The sequence below is a fragment of the Actinocorallia lasiicapitis genome, from assembly GCF_054778695.1.
On sequence record NZ_BAAGZI010000676.1, the window covers coordinates 1 to 1648 of the forward strand.

General features: G+C 73.2%; 2 protein-coding genes. Both read left to right on the forward strand.

Translation table 11 applies throughout. The features are described 5' to 3' along the window. A partial coding sequence (locus ACYVE7_RS33645) for a helix-turn-helix domain-containing protein (RefSeq protein WP_460370566.1) occupies positions 1-448 on the forward strand: 448 nt, incomplete at its 5' end. A 239-nt stretch (positions 449-687) separates the two neighbouring features. Next, positions 688-1605 carry an ABC transporter permease gene (locus tag ACYVE7_RS33650; protein WP_460370568.1) on the forward strand — a complete coding sequence of 306 codons (918 nt, stop codon included), beginning with the start codon at positions 688-690 and terminating at the stop codon, positions 1603-1605. Positions 1606-1648: the final 43 nt, after the last annotated feature.

The window sequence follows — 1648 nt, forward strand, 5'->3', positions numbered from 1 at the left end:
GCAGTGGGCTATCACATGGAGCCGGCTCGCCGAACTGCTGAAGGCCGTGGTCGACGCCGCCGAGGTCGGCGGGGCGCCGCTGTTCGCCGGCTGGCGGGCCGTCCCGCTGCCCGACGACGGGCACGGCCGGGTGCTCCAGCTCACCCACGTGCTGCGGGAGCTCCGCGGCGGCCTGCACTTCCTGGCCACCAAGGCCGCCGGGGTCGGCCCGCTCCAGGCCGTCCTGATCAGCGGCTCGCCGCTCGCCGCCGGCCCTGACCAGGCCCGGGTGTTCGGTTGGCGGGAGCCGTTCGAGGAGATCACGCCTGAGCTCCAGGACCGCTGGACGGCCGCCGAGGCGCGTACCGACGAGCTGATCGCGCCCGCGTTCGCCGCGCTCACCCCCGCCGAGCTGGACGAACTCGAAGAGCTCCTCGGCAAGGCTCACGCCACCGCCTTCGCCCGGTGACGTCGGGACCGCTGTCCCTTAGCAGCGGGATCTTGGGACACGTACCTTCTTCTTCGTAGGGGGTACGCGCAGACCGGGTCGGGAGCCCCGGGAACCGCGCGGCACCGAGGGCCGATGGTCACACTCTTGGCGGGGGACGACCATCGGCCCTTCTTCATGCCCGTTCCCGGGGATGGGGCGAACAAGCCTGCCTTTCCGTGATACTTCAGTTGCTCTCTGTAGATCTCACGGGAGCGGTGATGGTGCGACGGTGCCTCGGCGCGGTGCTGCTCGCCGTCCTCACCGCCAGCCTCGGCTATCTGCTCGCCGCCACCGGCCTCGACGCCCGTTCGCACTTCGAGGGACGCAGCCCCGCACCGCCGCCCGCCGTCGTCGAAGCCCAGCTGAGCGCGTTGAACCTCAACGACAGGACCCCGCTGCTCGTCCGGTACGGCGGCTGGGCGTCCGGGCTGGTCAGGGGGGATCTCGGCCGGACGGTCGAGGGGACGAGCGTCCGGGCGGAGCTGCTGCCCAGGGTGCTGGTCAGCGTGCGGATGCTGCTGGCCGGGACGGTCCTGGGGGCGGTCGCCGGGGTGCTGCTCGCGGCCGTCGCGGTGCTGTATCCGTGGGCGGACCGGGCGCTGACGGCCTGCTCGCTGCCACTGCTCGCGACACCGGTGTTCGTGCTGGCCGTCCTGCTGCAGATGGCGGCGCGGCGGCTCGGCGGCCTGCCCTGGGCGGGGCCGGGCGAAGGGCTGGCGGGCGGGCTCGTCCATCTGCTGCTGCCCACCCTGACCATCGCGCTCGTCCAGATCGCCCTGTACAGCCGCTACCAGCGGGCCCTGCTCCGCGACGTCCTGGACTCCGGTCCCGTCCTCGCCGCCAGGGCGCGCGGGCTGACCAGGGGACGGGCGCTGCTGCGGCACGCGCTGCCGCCGGCGCTCGTCCCGACTTCGGCTTATTTCGCCTACAACCTCGGGTTTCTGCTGCTGGGCGCGGCGTTCCTGGAGAAGATCTACGGCTGGCACGGGATGGGCGAGTATCTGATCGACTCGCTGCGGGCCGCCGATCCGCATCCGGTGGCCGCGTGCCTGGCCCTGGCGGCGCTCGTGGTGCCCCTCACCGCGCTCCTGGCTGATCTGCTGGCCGCCTGGCTCGACCCCCGGATCCGCGCATGACCGTCCTGGCGGCCGGGGTGCGCACCGCCGACCGGCGGGCCGT

Excerpts from the sequence above, each read along its gene's own strand:
- ACYVE7_RS33650 (WP_460370568.1), top strand. The coding sequence starts at position 688 with ATGGTGCGACGGTGCCTCGGCGCGGTGCTGCTCGCCGTCCTCACCGCC.